13 protein-coding genes are annotated in these 20437 nt (G+C 53.5%); 2 read left to right on the top strand and 11 right to left on the bottom strand.

What is annotated here, in order from left to right; translation table 11 throughout:
• Window positions 1–60: 60 nt before the first annotated feature.
• From I2E77_RS02945 to I2E77_RS02930, 4 genes are all read right to left on the bottom strand, one after another.
• On the bottom strand, window positions 61–1533 hold the full coding sequence (locus I2E77_RS02945) for a glutamate synthase subunit beta (protein WP_195450591.1): 1473 nt from the start codon (window positions 1531–1533) through the stop codon (window positions 61–63).
• 10 nt (window positions 1534–1543) lie between these two features.
• Window positions 1544–6064: a glutamate synthase large subunit gene (gene gltB, locus I2E77_RS02940; protein ID WP_195450590.1), complete on the bottom strand. Its 4521-nt coding sequence runs from the start codon at window positions 6062–6064 to the stop codon at window positions 1544–1546.
• A gap of 19 nt (window positions 6065–6083) precedes the next feature.
• The gene (gene asnB, locus I2E77_RS02935) at window positions 6084–7664 is read right to left on the bottom strand and encodes an asparagine synthase B (RefSeq protein ID WP_191448439.1); all 1581 of its coding nucleotides are present in this window, start codon (window positions 7662–7664) and stop codon (window positions 6084–6086) included.
• A gap of 250 nt (window positions 7665–7914) precedes the next feature.
• Window positions 7915–10011, bottom strand: a complete 2097-nt coding sequence (locus tag I2E77_RS02930) for a glutamine synthetase III family protein (protein ID WP_195450589.1) — start codon at window positions 10009–10011, stop codon at window positions 7915–7917.
• 705 nt (window positions 10012–10716) lie between these two features.
• Between I2E77_RS02930 and I2E77_RS02925 the strand changes: the two genes are divergently transcribed.
• Window positions 10717–11904, top strand: coding sequence for a glutamine synthetase family protein (locus I2E77_RS02925; protein ID WP_442858915.1), 1188 nt, complete (start codon window positions 10717–10719; stop codon window positions 11902–11904).
• 49 nt (window positions 11905–11953) lie between these two features.
• Window positions 11954–12547, top strand: coding sequence for an ANTAR domain-containing response regulator (locus tag I2E77_RS02920; protein ID WP_087232005.1), 594 nt, complete (start codon window positions 11954–11956; stop codon window positions 12545–12547).
• A gap of 122 nt (window positions 12548–12669) precedes the next feature.
• Here the strand turns inward: I2E77_RS02920 and I2E77_RS02915 are convergent, their stop codons facing one another.
• The 7 genes from I2E77_RS02915 to I2E77_RS02885 all read right to left on the bottom strand — a co-directional run bounded on the left by I2E77_RS02915 (window position 12670) and on the right by I2E77_RS02885 (window position 20426).
• Complete coding sequence (locus tag I2E77_RS02915; RefSeq protein WP_195450588.1) at window positions 12670–14514, bottom strand: ABC transporter ATP-binding protein; 1845 nt, start codon at window positions 14512–14514, stop codon at window positions 12670–12672.
• Window positions 14489–16243, bottom strand: coding sequence for an ABC transporter ATP-binding protein (locus I2E77_RS02910; protein WP_195450587.1), 1755 nt, complete (start codon window positions 16241–16243; stop codon window positions 14489–14491). The genes I2E77_RS02915 and I2E77_RS02910 overlap by 26 nt, the downstream gene beginning before the upstream one ends.
• The gene (locus I2E77_RS02905; RefSeq protein ID WP_243252506.1) at window positions 16231–16590 is read right to left on the bottom strand and encodes a MarR family winged helix-turn-helix transcriptional regulator; all 360 of its coding nucleotides are present in this window, start codon (window positions 16588–16590) and stop codon (window positions 16231–16233) included. The genes I2E77_RS02910 and I2E77_RS02905 overlap by 13 nt, the downstream gene beginning before the upstream one ends.
• 378 nt (window positions 16591–16968) lie before the next feature.
• Window positions 16969–17607 carry a site-2 protease family protein gene (locus I2E77_RS02900; RefSeq protein ID WP_191362543.1) on the bottom strand — a complete coding sequence of 213 codons (639 nt, stop codon included), beginning with the start codon at window positions 17605–17607 and terminating at the stop codon, window positions 16969–16971.
• Window positions 17604–17984, bottom strand: coding sequence for a hypothetical protein (locus I2E77_RS02895; protein ID WP_191362544.1), 381 nt, complete (start codon window positions 17982–17984; stop codon window positions 17604–17606). The genes I2E77_RS02900 and I2E77_RS02895 overlap by 4 nt, the downstream gene beginning before the upstream one ends.
• A 206-nt stretch (window positions 17985–18190) precedes the next feature.
• Window positions 18191–19585 (bottom strand): NADPH-dependent glutamate synthase, encoded by a 1395-nt coding sequence (gene gltA, locus I2E77_RS02890; RefSeq protein WP_087231987.1) that lies wholly within the window; start codon window positions 19583–19585, stop codon window positions 18191–18193.
• Window positions 19578–20426 carry a sulfide/dihydroorotate dehydrogenase-like FAD/NAD-binding protein gene (locus tag I2E77_RS02885; RefSeq protein WP_087231984.1) on the bottom strand — a complete coding sequence of 283 codons (849 nt, stop codon included), beginning with the start codon at window positions 20424–20426 and terminating at the stop codon, window positions 19578–19580. The genes gltA and I2E77_RS02885 overlap by 8 nt, the downstream gene beginning before the upstream one ends.
• Window positions 20427–20437 lie beyond the last annotated feature (11 nt).

Raw genomic sequence — 20437 nt, 5'->3', positions numbered from 1 at the left:
AATAGAATCTCTCTTCATTCCTTGGACGGCACCATGTGTGTAACCTTTGCGATGAGTCTCTTACATATTGGAGTATCCTTCCAAATAAGCGTCTACCTCTTTGGCACATTCCCTGCCCTCTGCAATGGCCCAGACAACCAGGGATTGCCCACGGTGCATGTCTCCGGCAGCAAACACGCCGGGGACATTGGACGCATATTTTCCAGCCCCTGTCTTGACCGTATTCCGGGGAGAAAGCTCCAATTGGAAAGCGTCGGCGATATATGTCTTGCATCCGGTAAACCCTGCGGCGATGATGAGCAAGTCGCAGTCGATGACCTCTTCACTGCCAGGGACTGGGCTGTATTTGCGGTTTTCATCAAAGGCCAGGCGGACGATTTCGATGGCCGTCACATTTCCCTCTTCGTTGGTGATCACACGGTTGACCGTGGTACAGTACCGCCGGGGGTCCTTTCCAAATACAGCGATCGCCTCCTGCTGGCCGTAATCGGTCTTGCAAGTTTTAGGATACTCGGGCCATGGGTTGTCGGCACTGCGCTCGTCCGGGGCTTTGGGCATCATCTCCAGCTGCACCACCGACTTGCAGCCATGGCGCAGAACGGTGCCAACGCAGTCGTTGCCCGTATCGCCGCCGCCGACAACGACCACATGTTTGTCCTTGGCGTTCACATACTGCCCATCTGCAAAGTGGGAATCGAGAAGGCTCTTGGTGTTCCGTGTCAGAAAATCGACGGCAAAGTAAACACCCTTCGCCTCTTCCCTTCCCAACGCTTGGATGTCGCGGGGTTGCTCCGCGCCGCAGCAGAGCACAACCGCATCGTACTGCTCCAACAGAGCTTTGGGAAGGAGGTCGACGCCCACGTTTGTGTGGGTGATAAACCGCACGCCCTCTTCTTTCATCAGCTCCACACGGCGATCGATGACCGCCTTGTCCAGCTTCATATTGGGAATCCCATACATCAGAAGCCCACCGATCCGGTCGTTCTTCTCATATACCGTCACATGGTGGCCCCGCTTATTGAGCATGTCGGCACAGGCCAGACCTGAGGGCCCCGAACCAACAATCGCCACCTGTTTATCCGTGCGGATCTCCGGGATACAGGGCTGCATATAGCCGTCCGTAAATCCCTTTTCAATGATGGAGCGTTCGTTCTCTTTGATGGTCACCGGCCGGTCGTTTACGCCGCACAGACACGCCACCTCGCAGAGCGCCGGGCATACCCGGCCCGTAAATTCCGGGAAATTGTTGGTCTTTAACAGACGGGACAGCGCATGCCAGGTATTGCCGTGGTAAACCTCATCGTTCCATTCTGGGATCAGATTGTGCAGTGGGCATCCGGTCGCCATGCCGTGCAGCATCATACCGGATTGGCAGAATGGGACGCCGCAATTCATGCAGCGCGCCCCCTGCTTTCTGCGCTCTTCCTCGGAGAGGGCGCCGTGAAACTCATCAAAATCGCGGATGCGTTCCAGGGGACTTCTCTCCGGTGTTTCATCTCTTTGATACTCTAAAAAACCTGTTGCTTTCCCCATATCGCTTCTCCTATCTCCGTGTATTCTGATAAAACGCTTCGATCTCTGCTTCTTCCCGGCTCATTCCTTTTTTCTCCATGGAAGAAATTGTTTTGAGCATTTTCTGGTAATCGTTGGGCATGATCTTTTTGAACAGCGGCACAAAGGCCTCGAAGTCCGCAAGGATCTCTTTTGCCAGGGCAGAACCGGTGTTCTCAAAATGTTCCGAAAGGATCGCCTTCAGCTCTTCGATATCATGCTTTTCCGTCAGGTTTTCGATGGTTACAAGTTCCTTGTTGACCTTTCGATATAGATCGTGTTCCCGGTCGAGCACATAGGCGATGCCGCCGCTCATACCAGCGGCAAAGTTTTTGCCCGTCCTCCCCAGGACGACCGCAACACCGCCGGTCATATATTCACAGCCGTGGTCCCCTACGCCTTCCACCACAGCGAGTGCGCCCGAATTGCGCACGCAGAAGCGCTCGCCGGCGATTCCGTTGATAAAGGCTTTGCCGCTCGTGGCTCCATAGAGCGCCACGTTGCCGATGATGACATTCTCTTCCGCTGTAAAACGGCTTCCTTTCGGCGGGAATACCACCAATTTCCCTCCAGACAGACCCTTTCCGAAATAGTCGTTGCTGTCGCCGGAAAGCCGGATTGTAACGCCTTTGGGAAGGAATGCGCCAAAGGACTGGCCTCCGCCTCCGTGACAGAGGATCTGGTAGGTGTCCTCTGGAAGCGAATTGCCAAACCGCTGCGTCACTTCCGAGCCAAACCGCGTGCCGACCGTCCGGTCCGTGCTGGAAACCTGCAATTCCACCTGCCCCGGTTTCCCGTTCATCAAGTTCTGATGAAGTTTTGGAAGGATGACCCGTTCATCCACCGTCTTTTCCAACGCAAACGCATAGGCATCTTCCTTGCGGTAATGGCAAGTCCCCTGGTATGGATGGTTCAGAATCTTGGTGAGGTCCACCAGCTTCCCGCGGGGCGCTGCGGAATTCTCACGCTTTTTCAGCAGGTCTGTCCGTCCCACCAATTCGTCGATCGTGCGGATGCCCAGCCGCGCCATGATCTCCCGTACCTCTTCTGCGATAAACCGCATAAAGTTGACGATATACTCGGGCTTTCCGGAAAAGCGCTTGCGCAGCTCCGGGTTTTGGGTGGCGATTCCAAACGGACAGGTATCCAAATTGCATACGCGCATCATCATGCATCCCATGGTGACCAGGGGCGCTGTGGCGAAACCGAATTCCTCCGCGCCCAGCATGCAGGCAATGGCCACATCCCGGCCGCTCATAAGCTTGCCGTCTGTTTCAATCCGCACATGGGAGCGCAGGCCGTTTCTCATCAGCGTCTGATGCACTTCGGACAACCCCAGCTCCCAAGGCATGCCGGCGTTGTGGATGGAGTTGCGGGGAGCCGCGCCGGTGCCGCCGTCGTAACCGGAAATCAGCACGACGCTTGCACCCGCTTTGGCGACGCCCGCCGCGATGGTCCCGACGCCGGCCTCCGACACCAGCTTGACGGAAATATCCGCGTTGTGGTTGGCATTTTTCAGGTCATAGATGAGCTGCGCCAAGTCCTCAATGGAATAGATGTCGTGGTGTGGGGGCGGCGAAATCAGGGAGACGCCCGGCGTGGAATAGCGGGTCTTTGCAATCCACGGATAGACCTTTCTGCCAGGTAGGTGTCCGCCCTCGCCCGGCTTCGCCCCCTGCGCCATTTTGATCTGGATCTCTTTCGCGGAGACCAGGTATTCGCTGGTCACGCCAAAGCGCCCGGAAGCCACCTGTTTGATCGCGCTGCAATACTCGGAGGAAAGCCGCTCCGGAAGCTCGCCGCCCTCGCCGGAATTGGATTTGCCGCCGATCTGGTTCATAGCGAGCGCCATGCATTTATGCGCTTCCTCCGAGATGGAGCCGTATGACATGGCGCCGGTTTTAAACCGCTTGACGATGCTGTCCACCGGTTCCACTTCTTCCAGAGGGATCCCGCCGTCCGGATCGAACACAAAGTCGATCAGGCCGCGAAGCGTGTGGGGCCTTGTCTCGTCGTCCACCATAGCGGTATATTCTTTAAATTTTTCATAACTCCCCGACCTCGTAGCCTGCTGTAAGGCGACAATGACCTGCGGGGAATAGAGATGGTCGTCTTTGTCCTTTCCGCTCCGCAGATTGTAACTGCCGGAGGAATCCAGCGTTGTGTCCACGCCCAGCCCCAGGGGATCAAACGCATGGGAATGCCGCACATGGATGTCCTGGTCGATCTCCTCCAGGCCGATGCCCTCCACCCGGCTGACGGTATTGGTAAAATAGGCATCGATCACCGACTTTTTGATGCCGATGGCCTCGAAAATCTGAGCGGATTGATACGATTGCAGCGTTGAAATGCCCATCTTGGATGCAATTTTGACCACGCCGCTCAAGATCGCTTTGTCGTAATCCTCGATGGCGACATACAGATCCTTATCGAGCATGTTGTTTTCGATCAGTTCTGCAATGGCTTCATGGGCAAGATAGGGGTTGATCGCAATCGCGCCATACCCTAACAGGGTTGCGAAGTGGTGCACGTCGCGGGGTTCCCCGCTTTCCAGGATAATGGAGATCGCCGTGCGCTTCTTGGTCCGGATCAAATACTGCTCGATTGCGGACACCGCCAAGAGCGAGGGGATCGCTACGTGGTTTTCATCCACCCCGCGGTCCGACAGGACGATGATATTGGCGCCGTTCTTATAAGCTTTGTCCACCTGGACGAACAGCCGGTCCAGCGCCCGTTTGACCGGTGTGTTTTTATAATATAGCAGGGAGACCGTGTCGGTCTTGAGCCCCCGCCGGTTGAGGCTTTTGATCTTGAGCATATCCACGCTCGTTAAAATCGGGTTGTTGATCTGCAGCACCATGCAGTTCTCCGCCTTCTCCTGGAGGAGGTTCCCGTCCGACCCAGCATATACGGTCGTATTGGTGACGACTTTTTCCCGGATGGCGTCGATCGGCGGGTTCGTCACCTGGGCAAAGCTCTGCTTAAAATAATTGAACAGGGGCTGGTGCTTGTCGGACAGCACCGCGATGGGAATATCGATGCCCATGGAGGCGGTCTGTTCGTTTCCGTCGCGCGCCATTGGAAGAATGGCCGTCTTCAGATCTTCATATGTGTAACCAAACGCCTTGTACAGCTTATCCCGCAGTTCCTGCGGGTGTGTCTCCACCTTGTGGTTGGGCACCTTGAGCTCCGAGAGCTCCACGACGTTCTTATCCAGCCATTCGCCATAGGGCTGTTGGTGTGCATACGTGCTTTTGAGCTCTTCGTCCGAGATGATCGCGCCGCGCACCATGTCGACCACCAGCATCTTGCCCGGCTCCAAGCGGGATTTCTGCACAATTTTTTCCGGCGGGATATCCAGCACCCCCACCTCGGAGGCGAGGATCACGGTGTCGTCCTCCAATACATAGTAACGGGAGGGACGCAGGCCGTTGCGGTCCAGCGTTGCACCCACAAGGTCGCCGTCGGAGAACAAAACCGCCGCAGGGCCGTCCCAGGGCTCCATCATGGTGGCGTAATAGCGGTAGAAGTCTTTCTTTTCCCGGCTGATGTTGTCATCGCTCTCCCAAGGTTCTGGGATCGTAATCATCATCGCCTTTGGCAGTTCCATCCCGCTCATCACGAGGAATTCGATGGTGTTGTCCAGGATTGCCGAGTCGGAACCATTGTCGTCCACCACAGGGAGGATCTTATCCATATTCGCCTGAAGATCGGGTGAGAACATCGTCTCCTCCCGGGCAAGCATGCGGTCTACATTGCCGCGGATCGTGTTGATCTCGCCGTTGTGGAGCAGGAAGCGGTTCGGATGAGCGCGTTCCCAGCTTGGGTTCGTATTGGTGGAGAAACGAGAGTGCACCAGCGCCATGGCGGAGACGTAATCCTCGTCCTGCAAATCCGAATAGAACTCCCGCAGCTGATTCACGAGGAACATCCCTTTGTAGACAATCGTCCGGCTGGATAGGGACGCGACATAGGTGTCGTTGCCGCTCTGCTCAAAGGTGCGCCGGACCACATACAATTTCCGGTCAAAGGCAATGCCGCTGGGGATCTCCTTTGGCTTTTTGATGAAACATTGATAAATCTCCGGCATACAGTCGAGCGCTTTCTGACCCAAGATTTCGGGGTGGACTGGGACCTTCCGCCAGAATCCAAAAAGCAGCCCCTCTTTCTTTACAATGACCTCCAGCATCTTTTGCGCCTGCGTGCGCAGGAGTTTGTTCTGGGGAAAGAAGAACATCCCCACGCCGTATTCCCGCTCGCCACCGATGGAGACGCCCTTTTCCCGGGCAATCTTTTCAAAGAAGGGATGGGAAATTTGCAGCATGATTCCCACGCCGTCGCCAACTTTTCCGGTGGCGTCCTTGCCTGCGCGGTGTTCCAGCTTTTCTACAATCTTTAACGCATCGTCAACCACCTTGTGGCTTTTCTTCCCCTTGATATTGATAACGGCGCCGATGCCGCATGCATCGTGCTCGAACGATTCCTGATATAGGCCGTTTTGTCGTTGTTCCATGGTGAAACCCCCGTTCCGTTTATTTGCCGCTGTCTCCATAGTTGGCCAAGACCCGCGCGGACGGGTCCTGGACGTCGCATCCTTCCCAGTCTTTGTTCGGCATCCAGAAGTCCGAAATCATCTCTGCCTGTCCTGGGTAATACTGTTCAAACAAATCCCGATATAGCAGGGATTCCTTTGTAAACGGTGTGGCAAAGTCGTATTTTTTGCAGCCGGCTTCAAATTCTTTGTCGCTGTATTGTTCCTCAGCATATGCCTTCAAATCGTCCACCATGGAATGGCCCACTGCGTCCGAGAAGGCCGCCTTTTCCCGCATCAAAATATCGTGGGGCAAATAGTCCCCCTCAAAGGCGTGGCGCAGCAGATATTTTCCCTTTCCATATGTGTTCAGCTTCTTCGCCGGATCGACGCTCATCACATACTCCACAAAGGCCAGATCCCCAAACGGGACCCGTGCTTCCAGGGAATTGACGGAAATACAGCGGTCCGCGCGCAGCACGTCGTACATATAGAGTTCCCGGACACGCTTTTCCGATTCCTTTTGGAATGCTTGGGCGTCTGGAGCAAAATCCGTATATTTATAGCCGAACAGCTCGTCGGAAATTTCGCCGGTCAGCAGTACGCGGATGTCGGTCTTTTCATGCACATACTTGCACACCAAGTACATACCGATGCTCGCGCGGATGGTGGTGATGTCGTAGGTCCCTAGAAGGGCCACAACCTTTGGAAGGGCCTCCAAAACATCCTCTTTGGTGATGATCACTTCATGGTGATGGGAACCGATATACTCGGCGACCTCCCTCGCGTACTTGAGGTCAATCGCGTCCGTGTCCATGCCGATCGCAAAGGTCTCGATGGGCTTCTTCAGAAGTTTTGCCGCCACAGAACAGACCAAGGAGGAATCCAATCCGCCGCTGAGCAGGAAACCCAGCGGCACGTCGGAATCCAGCCGCTTTTCGATCCCAGCAACCAATTTCTCGCGGATCTTCCGGCAGACAGTTTCCAAATCGTCCTCGCAGACTGTCTCCACCGTTGTCATATCGCGGTAACAGACAAAACTTTCCCCGTCGTAATAATGCCCCGGCGGGAACGGAATGATCTTTTTGCAGAGGCCCACCAAGTTTTTCGCCTCGCTTGCAAAGAGCATATCCCCGTTTTCATCTTTTCCATAGAAAAGTGGCCGGATGCCGATGGGGTCGCGCGCCGCAATAAATTTATCGCGCCTGTGGTCATACAGCACCAGGGCAAACTCTGCATCCAACATGCGGAACATATCCACCCCGTATTCCCGGTAAAGGGGTAGCAGAATCTCGCAGTCTGACTCGCTGTAAAACCGGTATCCCTTTTGTTTTAACTGTTCTTTTACCGGCCGGAACCCATAGATTTCCCCATTGCAGATCAGGTAATCCCCGTCCAAGGAAAAGGGCTGCATCCCTTCTGGCTGGAGGCCCATAATCGCCAAGCGATGGAACCCAAACAATCCGTTGCCTATATGGATAATACGGGCGTCATCCGGCCCCCTTGAGATGGTCCTATCAAACCCTTTCTGAAACGTTTCCAGCGGCATACTCTTACCGCAATACCCCATAATGGAACACATATCCATTTCCTCCTTATTTGATGCGTAAGCGCAGATTTCTCCGAAGAACCTTTGGAGCAATCTACGCTTACCGCGGGACCGTCTATTGAATAGCCGCCCAATTGTAACGTTGTGTTTCTCTTTCAGCCGCTTTGTGCAAATCCACAAAACAGCTTTGTTTCTTCCTCTGTGCGGGTCCCTTATATTGTAAAAAGCACCTTCCGACCCCACTCTGCGTAGGTTCGCTTTCCCGCATCATCCGCTGATATGGTCAACGAACGCCAAAGAGCAGATCGCCATAATTCGGGTACGGATAGAATTTCCGGTCCATCACGCCTTCGATCTCGTCCGCCACAATGCGCAGTTCGTTCATCGCACCAAAGACCTCCGTGCGGTAATATTGCGCCTTTGCCAGCTCGTCACATTCCATATGCGTCAGCTTCATCAGAACCTCTTCCAGATCCTTGGCCCTCTGGTACATGCTGCCACACAGACCGGAGATCATCCGGATCCGTTCTTCTTCATAACTGCAATCCGCATCCGGTACCGCTGCCTTTTTCGCTACAACCGTCTCGCTCAGCTGCTTTGTATAAGCCGAGTACGCGGGAAGCAAATCCTTATTGGCCATGTCGAGCATGGTCACCGCTTCAATGTTGAGAATTTTGCTGTAGTTCTCCAGCAAAATCTCATACCGCGCCCGAATCTCCGTTTCGGTGAACACCTTGTGCGTTTTAAAGAGCTGGATGTTCTTTTCTTTGACGAAGTATGGCAGGCAATCCGGCGTCGTCTTTAGGTTCAGCAGGCCGCGTCTTTCCGCCTCGGCGATCCACTGGTCGTCGTAGCCGTTGCCATTAAAGATGATACGCTTGTGTTCCTTGATGGTGTCGCGGATCAAATCATGCAATGTTTCGTTGAAGTCCTCGCTCTGTTCCAAAACATCGGCAAACTGCCGCAGGCTTTCTGCAACCGCAGTATTAAGCACAATGTTGGCCCCGGAAATAGAGTCGCTGGAACCGAGCATACGGAACTCAAATTTGTTGCCGGTAAAGGCAAACGGGGAGGTGCGGTTCCGGTCCGTCGCATCTTTTGGGAAGCGCGGCAGGATATGTACGCCCACCTTCCAAAGTTCTTTTTCTCTCGTGCCATATTGTTCATCCTTTTCGATGGAATCGAGAATCTCGGTCAATTCCGTTCCAAGGAACATGGATACAATTGCCGGCGGCGCTTCATTGGCGCCCAAGCGGTGGTCGTTTCCTGCGGAGGCCACCGAAATGCGGAGCAAGTCTTGATAATCGTCCACCGCCTTGATGACCGCACATAGGAACAACAGGAACTGCGCGTTTTCATGCGGCGTATCCCCCGGATCGAGCAGGTTCTTTCCAGTGTTGGTGGAGATCGACCAGTTGTTGTGCTTTCCGGAGCCATTGACCCCTGCAAAAGGCTTTTCATGGAGCAGGCAGACAAGGTTGTGCCGTTTGGCAATCCGCTGCATCAGTTCCATGGTCAACTGGTTGTGGTCCGTAGCGATATTGGTCGTGGTGAAGATCGGCGCCAACTCGTGCTGCGCGGGCGCAACCTCGTTGTGCTCGGTCTTGGCCAGAACACCGAGCTTCCAAAGCTCTTCGTTCAGGTCTTCCATAAACTCAGCCACCCTGGTTTTGATGGTGCCGAAATAGTGGTCGTCCAGTTCCTGTCCCTTTGGCGGCTTCGCCCCAAAGAGCGTTCTTCCGGTATAAATCAAATCCGGCCGTTTATCAAACATTTCCCGCTCAACCAGGAAGTACTCCTGTTCCGGCCCGACCGTCGTTTTGACCGAGGTCACATCGCCGTCACCGAAGAGCTTCAACACCCGCACCGCCTGTTTGCTGATGGCCTCCATGGAGCGGAGCAAAGGCGTCTTTTTATCCAAGGCTTCCCCTCCGTAGGAGCAGAACGCCGTAGGAATACAAAGCGTCTTCCCCTTGATAAATGCATAGGAAGTGGGGTCCCAAGCGGTGTAGCCCCTCGCTTCAAAGGTTGCGCGCAGGCCGCCGGATGGGAACGAGGAGGCGTCCGGCTCCCCTTGGATCAATTCCTTGCCGGAAAATTCCAAAATGACGCGCCCATCTTCGATTGGGGTGATAAAACTGTCATGCTTTTCTGCGGTGATTCCCGTCATCGGCTGGAACCAATGGGTAAAGTGGGTTGCCCCTTTTTCAATCGCCCAGTCCTTCATCGCATTCGCAACCACATTGGCAACTGTATTGTCCAGATGTTTCCCCTGCTTAATGGTGCGCTGCAGCTGCTTATACGTCTCGTTGGGCAAACGTTCCCTCATAACAGAATCGCTGAAAACGTTCGTTCCAAAAACGCTTGTGATTGTGTTCATAACAATACCCCTTTTCATAGAAAATAAATAAAACGGCAAAGGCGTCGTAGAAACATTCTTTCTACGACGCCTTTGCCGTTTTTCGGAACAAAATCGAAAAAGTTTTTCTCCATCTGTCTTCCATTTACAGAGGAACAAAGCTTCTTTTATAACCCAGCCTTTTCACAGGCCGAGCGTCTTTGCCTGCGACGTCATCGCCGCTTGCTTGTCTGTACAGCAGTATACGAGCAAATCAATCCTTTGTCAAGCCCTTTTTTAAATTTTTTGCAATTACAATCAATATAAATTTCATTTTCTAAAAATTTCCCAAAAAGTGGATTTCTCGTATGATGTGGATTTCCCTAGGTTTTAACTATTTTTTATTTTGATTTCTCAAAGCTTGAAACAGTTTTATGAAGGAAGTTATTATAAAATTTCATATTGCCTAGGAAAGCTCCGGAAAACTGTACAAATTTTTCCTTCGTCCGGGTTCAGATTTTTCGTTGACAAATCTAGTTGTTCATACTATGATTATTAATAAATTGTGAATACAAACATTCAATATGGGCAATGGCGTTCATAGTATCGAAGGAGGATGATTTCCTCATTTTGGGATATCTATGGACGTTTTTCTTTAAGGCCGCTTTTTCGCCTGTTAAAGGGATAAACCCGGCCAAAGCACCCCATCATATCCCGGCGTAACGCCGCCAAAAGGAGTGAATCGTTGTGTATCGTTACGATGAAGTGATGACTTATTGTCAGGAAGAAGATGTAAAATTTATCCGCCTGGCCTTCTGCGATTTAGCCGGAAATCAAAAAAATATTGCCATTATGCCTACCGAACTCGGACGGGCTTTTGAATATGGGATTTCCTTTGACGCTTCCGCGATCCAAGGCTTTGGCGACGAAACCAAATCCGACCTATTCCTTTTCCCCGACCCTTCTACGCTTTCTGTATTGCCTTGGCGCCCCACGCAAGGCCGGGTTGTGCGGATGTTTTGTGAGATTCAAAATCCCGATGGCACCCCCTTCCAACGGGACAGCCGGTTCCTTCTGAAAAAGGCCATTGCACGGGCTAAAAAGATGGATGTTGCCTGTTACTTTGGGGCGGAATTCGAATTTTATCTGTTCCAAACCGACGAAAATGGATTCCCCACAAAGGCGCCATTTGACCACGCCGGATATATGGATATCGCCCCAGAGGACCGGGGGGAAAACGTCCGCCGCGACATCTGCTTGACATTGAGCGATATGGGGATCCGGCCGGAGGGCTCCCACCACGAAGAGGGGCCGGGACAGAACGAGATCGACTTCCGATACAGCGATGCCCTCTCTGCCGCGGATAACGCTGTGACATTTAAATCCGTCGCCCAGAACATCGCCATGCAGAACGGGCTTTATGCCTGCTTCTCCCCTAAGCCTTTAAGTGGGCAGTGCGGGAACGGCCTACATATCAATATCTCGATCAAAAGCCCTGGCGGGCAAAAGGACACGGATGCCTTTATCGCAGGGATTCTCAGCCACATCCGTGAGATCACGGCCTTTTTAAACCCCACCGAAGAATCCTATCTCCGCTTGGGAGAACAGAAAGCGCCGCGATATTTGACGTGGTCCTCGGAAAACCGCTCTCAGCTTATCCGCATCCCTGCTGCGAAGGGGGAATACAAGCGGTTTGAACTGCGGTCCCCTGATCCGACGGCCAATCCATACCTCGCCTATGCCCTGCTGATCTACGCGGGGTTGGACGGTATCCGGAAGCAAATGCCGTTGTGCGCGCCTTTGGACGTCAATCTTTTTACAGCGGACCGTTCGGTCACGAACCCCCTAGAGACTCTTCCTGCCACTTTGGAGGAGGCGCGTTCGCTGGCTCGCCAGAGCAAATTTATCCAGGAATTTATCCCCGAAATTTTGTAATGTGCCATTTGTTTCTATAAACGACTGTCTAAGAGAGGAGTGAATCCACATGATGCAACCAAAAAGGCCGTGTAGTGTCCTGGTGGTATCCTCTGGGCAAAAGACAGGTGCGCTTTTCAAGGACTTGTTGCCAGCAAGCAACTTTTCCCCGATTCGATCTGCGCCTACCGTTGGCGAAGCCAAGCGGATGTTGGTGGACAGGCCTTTCGATATCCTGATTATCAACACCCCTCTATCCGACGATTTCGGCATCCAGTTTGCCATTGATGCCGCAGAAACACAGGGGCCGGGTATTCTCCTATTTGTCCGCGCGGACCTGCAAGATCCGATCAGCCAAAAGGTGGAGGATTACGGCATTTTGACATTGCCCAAGCCGGTCAACCGCCAGGTCGTATACCAGTCTGTAAAGCTGCTTTTTGCAACCCGGCAAAGGCTCCGGGCCCTGGAAGAAAAGGCCACTTCCCTGCAAAGCAAGATGGAGGAGATCCGGCTAGTTAACCGCGCAAAGCTCCTTCTGATGGAGCATTTGAAGATGAGTGAGGCGGAGGCACACCGGCACATCGAAAAAGCAGCCATGGACGCTTGCGTCAAGCGCCGAAACATTGCGGAACAAATTATTCGAACCTATGAAAGTAGCGTGTAATCGTATGCGTTGTAGCACGGCACTTTCTAATGGCTATAAAAATGCATTTACATTGTAAAAGACCAGGCTGGAATTCAGCCTGGTCTTTTTGTCACATCACAAGAGCCTTTATAACTCGCGTCTCAGCTCAATTCAAACATGCCATTGTAGAGCTGATAATATCTTCCCTTCTGTGCAAGCAGGTCTTTGTGGTCACCGCGCTCCACAATCTCGCCGTGCTCCAGGACCATAATGGCATTCGCATTGCGCACCGTACTCAGGCGGTGGGCAATGACAAAGACGGTACGTCCCTCCATCAATTGGTCCATCCCCTTCTCAATCAAGGATTCCGTGCGGGTGTCGATGGACGACGTCGCCTCGTCGAGAATCAAAACCGGTGGATCGGCCACAGCAGCCCGGGCGATGGCCAAAAGCTGGCGCTGCCCTTGGGACAGGTTGGCGCCGTCCGCCGTCACCATCGTTTGGTATCCCTGTGGAAGCCTTCGAATAAAGGAATCTGCATTGGCGATGCGGGCTGCTTTTTTGATTTCCTCGTCGGTTGCATCCAGCTTGCCGAAGCGGATATTGTCCGCAATGGTGCCGGTAAACAGGTGGGTATCTTGGAGGACGATCCCCAAGGAGCGCCGGAGGGCGTCTTTTTTGATGTCCTTGACATCGATCCCGTCATATGTGACGCTGCCGCCCTGCACATCATAAAAGCGGTTAATCAGGTTGGTAATGGTGGTCTTCCCTGCGCCAGTCGATCCTACAAAGGCGATCTTTTGCCCCGGCTTTGCATAGAGAGTGATGTTTTTTAGGATCGGATGATTGGATTCGTACGCAAAATCCACATTTTGGAACCGAACATCACCACGCAAGGGAACCAACGTACCGTCTTCCCTGCGCCAAGCCCAATGCCCGGTCTTTTTTTCGCATGGAATCCATGTCCCATCCTTTTCTTCCACATTGACCAGGTCGACCTTTCCCTCGTCGACCTCCGGTTTTAAGTGCATGACATCAAAGACCCGTTCTGCGCCTGCCAGAGCAGCCAACAGGAAATTGCTCTGCTGGGTAAACTGGTTAATCGGCAACGCAGCTTGCCGGACGAATACCAGGTAACTGGCCAGGCTGCCGACGTCGGTCATTCCCTGCAGCGCCATAATTCCGCCCAGAACCGCTACGATCGCATAATTGATATAGGATATGCTGACGACGGCGGGAACCATTGTCGCTGCATAGCTCTGTGCTCCGGTCCCTGCCTTACGCAGGGCTTCATTTTTTTCCTGAAAGCCCTTTAGATTGGCGTCCTCATGGTTGAATACCTTGATGACTTTTTGTCCGTTTACCATCTCTTCAATGTAGCCATCCAAATCCCCTAAGCTTTCCTGCTGGCGTGTGTAGTACGTTTTGCTGCGTTTGCCGCTGAACTGGATGTACCAGAACATCACGGCATAGCACACAACCACGATCATCGAAAGCTGCCAATTGAGGATGAACAGGATGACCAGCGTGCCCACCATCTGGATGAAGCTCTGTATCGCCATTGCAAAGCTGTTGTTCAGGGCGTCGGAAATCGTATCGACGTCGTTGGTAAAATAGCTCATCACGTCGCCGTGCCGCTGGGTATCAAAGAACTTGAGGGGCAATGTCTGCAAATGGGCGAACAGATCCCGGCGAATATCGTAGAGCACCTGCTGGGCCGCTTTTACCATGGCCTGTGTATAGCCGTACGCGGACAATGCCCCCACTCCATAGATCGCGGCCGTGAGCAGCACGCCCATGAGCAAATCCCTTATATTTCCGGATGCCAGATTGTTGACCACCGGCCGGATCATATACGTCCCCAGCAGATTGGCCACGGCGCTGATGGTCACCAGAATCGCCACCAGCAGCAGGATGAATTTGTGACGCCCCATGTAGGACAGCAGCATGCGCAGGGTATAGCGCAAATCTTGAGGCTTTTTAGCATTGAGCTGCCGTGCTGCCATATTCATCCCCTCCTTTCATCTGAGATCGGTAAATCTCCTGGTAAATTGGATCGCTCGCCAACAGCTCCTTATGTGTGCCGATAGCGTGTACCTTGCCGTCGTCCAAAATGACAATCTGGTCCGTGTGCATGACTGAGGTGATCCTCTGAGCGATGATAATTTTGGTTACATCAGAGAGTCCCGCCAATGCGGTGCGGATCTTTCCCTCCGTCGCCGTATCGACCGCACTGGTGGAATCATCGAAGATCATCACCTTAGGGCGTTTTAAGAGGGTTCGGGCAATGCAAAGACGCTGTTTCTGTCCGCCGGAGATGTTGTTTGCCCCCTGTCCGAGGTCGGTATCCAACCCCCTGGGCATGCGCTCCAAAAATTCATCGGCACACGCCGCCCGGCAGGCGGCCCATAAGGTTTCGTCGTCGGCTTCCGGGTTGCCCCACTGCAAGTTCTCCCGCACGGTGCCGGAGAATAGGACATTCTTCTGTAAGATCATCCCCACGGCATCCCGCAGGGACCGGAGATCGTACTCCCGTACATCATGGCCTCCAACCTTAACGGACCCTTCGGTCGCATCATAAAGCCGCGGGATAAGCTGCACCAAGGTCGTTTTGGAAGAGCCTGTCCCTCCCAGAATTCCGATCGTTTGGCCGGCCTGAATATGCAATGTGACGCCGGAGAGCGCGTATTCCTGCGCGTCCTCATGGTATTTGAACGAGACATTCTCAAAATCGATGCGCCCATCCGGAATCTCTTTTCTGGCGTTCTCCGGGGAGGTCAGCATAACCGGTTCATCCAACACTTCGCTGATACGGTGCGCACTGGCCAAGGAGCGTGTAAGCAGCAAAAACACATTGGCAATCATCATCAAAGAGTTCATAACCTGCATTACATAGCTCAGGAACCCGGTGAGATCGCCCACCTGTAAAGTGGAATGCAAGATCATATTGCCGCCGAACCACATGATGAGGACAATGGCAGCGTACATGACAAATTGGAATGCCGGCAGGTTTAAAACCGCATAGTGAAAGGTCGTCTGGCTGGAATCCATCAGATCCTGGTTGACATCCCGGAATTTTTCCTCCTCATATTCCCCGCGAACAAACGCTTTGACTGCGCGGATGGCTGTCAAACCCTCCTGTACGACGTTGTTCAGCCGGTCGACCACCTTTTGCAGGCGGCCATACATCGGTCCCACCTTTCGTAGGATAAAAAACAGGATAATCCCCAGAACCGGCGTACACACCACAAAGATCAGCGCCAGCCGTGGGCTCATCCAAAAGGACAGGGCCACGCCCATAATCAACATGGATGGGCCGCGGAACAGCGGACGGAATCCGCCGTTGATCGCATTTTGTAGAACGGTGACGTCCGTGGTCATGCGGGTCACAAGGGACGAGGTATCAAAATGGTCCAAATTTGCAAAGGAATATTTCTGCACCTGTTCATACTGTGCCGCGCGGATCTGCGCACCCCAACCATATGCGGCACGGGCAGCAAAACGGGCATATAGCAATCCGGTTATCAATGCCAAGATCGCGCAAATCCCCATCTGTATCCCCTTTGAAAAGATGTAGGGAATATCTCCATTTGCGACACCGACGTCGATGAGGTCGGCAATCAGCACCGGGATAAACAGTTCAAAACAGGTCTCCACAAAGATCAGCAGCGCGCCGATGAGCATGTCCTTCCGATAAGGCCCTAAATACTTCAGCAACCGCTTCATATCTTGCATAGCGGTTCCTCCTCTCTCTCTCGGAAGTTATGATACGCTCGAATGAGGTAATCGGCAAATTGCGCCCGCTCCTGGTCGGAAAACCCCTTGAGCATGATCTCTTCCATCTTCTGATAATTTCCCCGCCAAATTTTCGCCATGGTGTGTCCCTGTTCGGTGAGCTCCACCAAATCCTTGCGCCGGCTCTCTGGGTGGGCCTTCCGTGTTACAAACCCGCTTTTCTCCAGTGCACACAGCATCCGTGACACAGCGGCAGGGTCAATTTCAAAATATTCCGCCAGTTCCCGCTGGCTGCATGGCCCCTGCCGTTCCAGATGGACCAGGAGCTTCGGTTGGCCTGTTCCCAACCCGGATTCCCCCAGAAAGGACCGCAGATATCCCCGCTGGGCATGAAACGCACGATGCAGCAGCATATAAAACGTGTTTTCCATTCCCTTCACCTCGCCACAATAATTGATATATCAATAATTGACATATCAATTATAATCACATCAATTTGATTGTCAATGTGTGAATTGCTCAATTCATTTGTGAACCTCTGTATTATTTTTATCAGATTCTTCCGTGTAAAGCCACAGAGCTGAGGTTAAGGAATTTCTTGCTTTACGCAAAAATGCCGCCCTCCCCCGTATTGTGGAGTCGGGCGGCGTGAGAAATGGGATCGACCGCTTGAAAGTGGACCACTTATATGGAACGAATCCAAGCGTTACGAGACATTTTTCTCTTCACCTACATGGAAACGTTTTTTCTCTGGGAAACGCTCTTTCACTCCCGAACCGGCGACGCTTGAGCAGGAGCAGCAGCATCAAATAGCATCCAACCAGCAAAAGCGAAAAATTGTACCTGGAACGCAGTAAAAGCAGGAATCCTGCGATGGCCAACGGCAGCAATGCCAAAACGGAGACCGCTGTTCCCACACGCGCCGCCGTCTCCTCCCGTAGGCGCAGGCAGAGCAATGCGTGCAGGGCCTGGCCGCCGTCGAGTGGATCGATTGGCAGAAGGTTCATCGCCCCGATCATGAGATTGGCGATGGCAAACTTTTTTGCGCCAGTCCCAAGGAGCAACATGCAGGTTCCTCCCACAAGCAGGTTGACACAGGGCCCGGCCAGGTCCACTGCTGCCTCCCGCAGATAGCCGCGTGGTTCCCCTCTCCGTACAATTTCCACGCCAAAGGGATTCAACCGGATGGCCTTGGGAGGTTCGCCAACCGCAAAAAGCACCGCTAAATGGCCGCATTCATGCAAAGCTGCGGCCGCAATGCCCGGCCCGGCCATCCCATCGGTGTCCAGCAATAAGAAAAAGGCCAGCATTGCCACAAAGAGGAATCCCACTGTCACGCGGCAGGTTCCGATGGAAAACGTCATGAGCTCTCCGTTCCGGAGGCACTGCTCTCCGGCTCCGACGATTCCGGGGCGGAAGAAGCCCTCGGAAATAGCTCCAACACCTTGGTTTTAAATGAATCGGCCTGTTCTTCCGCAACAATGGAATTATTGATCTGTTTGACATACCAATCCCGTATATTGGTGTAGAGATCCCCGCCAAACACCTTGAGCGCCAACGCAGCTACAATCACCACTCCGCATACGGTCACCTGTATGACGGTTAAAAGCCAGGAACTGGCGCGCTTTGCTTTCTTGTGCGACAGCCCTTCCAAGGAATCGTAAAGTCCCGGTTCGGAAGGTATTTGCCTCGCATCCTGCGTGTCTCTTTGATATTCTTCCTCATAATCGAATCCGTTCATTCTTCCATCCCCCTGTTTTTGATTGCCTGTACACTATATGCACACGTGGGGCAAAAAAGAACGTGTTCCCGTTGCGCCATCGTAGCCATAGGAAACAATGGGAATGCTCCATCTGCACAATGGAGATTTTCCGTCACGCCAAAAACGCCGGTTCGGAAGGTTCTCCGAACCGGCGCAACCGATCCCGATTTCTATAGAAACCGGAATTATTTTGCTTTATTCTGGATGTATTTGTCTATGGAGGCAGCTGCTTCTTTTCCACCGCCCATCGCCAAAATAACCGTCGCTGCGCCGCTCACCGCGTCGCCCGCTGCATAAACGCCCTCGCGGGTTGTCGCCATAGTCGCCTCGTCCACAATGATGCAGCCCTTCTGATTGGCCTCCAACCCCTCGGTCGTGGAACGGATCAAGGGGTTGGGGCTGTTGCCGATGGCCATAATGACACAGTCCACGGGAAGCTCGAAGTTCGAGCCCTCCTTCGGAACAGGTCTGCGGCGTCCAGAGGCATCCGGCTCACCGAGCTCCATCTCAATGCACTCGATGGCGCGCACTTTGCCGTCGTCGTCTCCGTGAATCGCTACCGGGTTGCACAGCAGGCGGAAAATAATGCCCTCTTCTTTCGCGTGGTGGATCTCTTCGTTTCTCGCAGGCATCTGTTCCTCAGCGCGGCGGTACACAATGTACACATTCTCCGCTCCTAGGCGTTTTGCCGTGCGCGCGGCGTCCATCGCCACGTTGCCGCCGCCGACGACCGCCACATTCTTCGGACGGATGATCGGGGTGTCGTACTCGGGCTTATATGCCTTCATCAGGTTTACACGGGTGAGGAATTCGTTGGCGGAATACGTCCCCACCAAGCTCTCCCCGGGGATATTCATAAAGTTCGGCAGGCCAGCGCCCGTGCCGATAAAGACCGCTTCATAACCCATCTCAAAGAGCTCGTCTACGGAGAGGACCTTTCCCATCACCATGTCGGTCATGATCTCTACACCGCGCTCCTCCAGGCCGGAAATCTCCTTCTGGACGATCTCCTTGGGCAGACGGAACTGCGGGATGCCATACATCAACACGCCGCCCGCGGTGTGCAGCGCTTCAAAAATGGTCACTTGATAGCCCTTCGCGCTCAAGTCGCCCGCACAGGTCAGACCAGCCGGGCCAGCGCCGATGACCGCAACTTTGTGCCCGTTTGAAGGGACCTTTTCCACTTTCTCCTCGCCGTGCTTCATATGCCAGTCCGCGACATAGCGCTCCAGCCGGCCAATGCCCACCGGTTCGCCCTTGATGCCGCGCACACAGTTGTGCTCGCACTGCGTTTCCTGCGGGCAAACGCGGCCGCAGATGGCGGGCAGGGAATTCATCGTCTTAATAGTCTGGTAGGCTTCTTCCATCTCCCCTTTGGCCACATGCGAGATAAATTCCGGGATCGGCACCCCTACGGGGCAACCGTTTACACAGGGTTTATGTTTGCAATTGAGGCAGCGCTGCGCTTCTTCCATGGCCATCTCATCGGTATATCCCAGCGCAACCTCTTCAAAATTTTTATTCCGAACATCCGGTGCCTGTTCCGGCATCGGCGTCTTTTTTGGCGTCATATTAGGCATGTTCTGCACCCTCCATCAAACGGCAATTGAATTCGCGTGTTGCTTCTTTTTCCTGTTCGCTGTATGTACGCAGGCGCTTCATGGCCTCGTCGAAATCGACCTCATGGCCATTGAAGTCCGGCCCGTCCACACAGGCAAACTTGGTTTCTCCGCCCACGGTCAAGCGGCAGCCGCCGCACATGCCGGTGCCGTCGATCATGATCGGGTTCATGCTGATCATGGTCTCGATGTTGTGTTCCTTTGTCAGGTTGCACACAGCACGCATCATCGGCAGTGGGCCAATGGCGACCACAAAATCATACCCTGCGCCGTTTTTAATGTTCTCTTCCAGAGCGGCGGTTACAAACCCTTTATGGCCATTGGAACCGTCGTCCGTCATCAGGTAGAGGTGGTCGGACACTTCGCGCATCTCATCCTCCAAAATGATGAGGTCTTTGTTGCGGAAGCCCGCAATGACATCCACCTGGACGCCCATGTTGTGCAAGGCTTTTGCCTGGGGATAGGCAATGGCACAGCCTGCGCCGCCGCCCACGACCGCCACTTTCTTATGGCCTTCCAGCTCGGAGGCTTTTCCCAAAGGCCCGATAAAATCGAGAAGCGCGTCGCCCACTTCCAGTGTATCCAGCAGCAAAGTGGTCTTGCCGACCTTTTGATAGATAATGGTGACCGTGCCTTTTTCGCGGTCATAGTCTGCAATGGTCAGCGGAATCCGCTCTCCATACTCGTTTACGCGCAAAATGATGAACTGGCCCGCCTGCGCCTTCTTCGCGATAAACGGTGCGTCTACCGCCATCAACGTCATGGAGTCGTTCAGTCTGCGCTTTTCCACAATCGTAAACATGATACTTCCCT

Origin of the sequence: Anaeromassilibacillus sp. 1001302B_160321_C8, assembly GCF_015554745.1 — a bacterium.
Classification (GTDB): Bacteria; Bacillota; Clostridia; order Oscillospirales; family Acutalibacteraceae; genus Anaeromassilibacillus; species Anaeromassilibacillus stercoravium.
Note: the sequence above shows the minus strand (reverse complement) of the source record. Positions and strands in the feature narration are given on the sequence as shown.